Origin of the sequence: uncultured Campylobacter sp. (assembly GCF_937890585.1) — a bacterium.
GTDB lineage: Bacteria > Campylobacterota > Campylobacteria > Campylobacterales > Campylobacteraceae > Campylobacter_A.
The window spans coordinates 1-1,580 of the sequence record NZ_CALACG010000391.1 but is presented as its reverse complement, the minus strand read 5'-3'; the positions used below and the strand labels follow the sequence as shown (position 1 = coordinate 1,580).

The following is a 1,580-nucleotide window of genomic DNA, read 5'->3' as shown; positions in this document are numbered from 1 at the left end:
GCACGACTGGAGTTACAAAAGCTTCAAGTGTGAGTGAAATTTCAAGCGATACGGTTGCGCCTGTTAGGTCTCCGCACGTGCAGTTTGCAAAAGATGAGAACAAAGATGGGGTGCTAACCAGTAAAGAGAGTGGCTTTAGTCCTGATGGTGCGAAAACCTCTATAAAGATGAAAATTCCAAACGACGCAAGAGATGGCGATAAATTTGAGATAGATATCGCAGGAAGCGACGGCAAAACAGATAAGATAACCATTAAAATTTTTCAAAACGCATCCGGCGCGTATAGTGCCACAAGAGATGATGGTGTAGCTATTAGTGTAAATAATGGCACCATAGAGACCACGACAAAACTTTATGGCGTTACGACAAATTTCACGACCACATTTACCGATAAAGCTGGTAACAAAGCAGACCCGGTCACAGACGAGATCACCGTAGATAACAGCATAAAGGTGCAGTTTGCAAGAGATAATGACGGAGATGGGCTAATAGATAGCATCACCACGCCTTCTGGCTCACCATCAACCCAAAGCGACCTTGATATCTACGTACCTAGCAACGCAAAACCAGGAAGCAATGTAAGCGTCACTATCTCAACTCCGACCATACCAGCTATAACCACAACGGTCAAATACACAATAAGCGACGACGGACTAACCGCCTTGCCAAGTGACGGCTCAGCACCACTTCCTATCGTGGATGGCAAATTTAGCATACCAAATGTCCCTATCTCGGTCGATCACTCTACGCCTGTTAGAGCTACTATCACGACACCAAACGAGGTCACTACGACAGATGGCGTTCGCGGTAGGCTCTTTGACTTTGGAATTTTAGAGTACATAGATGACGTCAAGCTTGCCACGCAGATAGATGGCGGAGCAGTAAATATCGCTAAATATCTTAGAGTAGAGGACTATGAGAAGGTTATCCAGAAAAATAACTTTGACGATGAGACCAAAACTATAAAAGAGTACAACATCTCGCTTACTAATGACGAACAGCCAAACATTGTATTTGGCGTGGACCGCGACCCTGGCACCAAGCTTCGTTTGGCGCTTGAGGATGATCATGGTAATGCCAAAATTTTACCAAGCGGGCAAACATATATAGATCTAGTTGTCGGCGCAGATAAGCGTGTAAATATGGACTTTGAGACCCTTGGTATAAAGCTAGATGAGAGATACTCAAACATAAGAGCAACCGTTTTAAAGAGTGATGGTACAAAGGATGATGATCTAATGGTTCATATAGACCTAGACGCCACCCCTGATGCTATCGGCACTCCAACGGCAACTTCGCATGTAACTAGTGTAGATATCTCAGGTAGTGTTGGCACCGATGCTAGCGGCAACAACACGCTAAATAAAAACACCATAAACAAAGTAGATCTTTACGATCTGCTAAATTCCGTGCATAAAAGCTCAGCTCTTGATGATACGCACAGCTACTCTGAAAATTTTGCTCTGCCAGCAAACAGCACTGGAGCAAATTTCATGATAAAAAATGCCGACACCGCAGGAAACGTCTCTGTTAGCACGGTAACTTTTATCGGCAACAGCGGCCTTGATGCTGATATGTGG

General features: G+C 44.4%; 1 pseudogene. It reads left to right on the top strand.

The features are described from left to right. Positions 1-1,580: pseudogene (locus tag Q0296_RS11440) on the top strand (hypothetical protein); the annotation flags it as partial.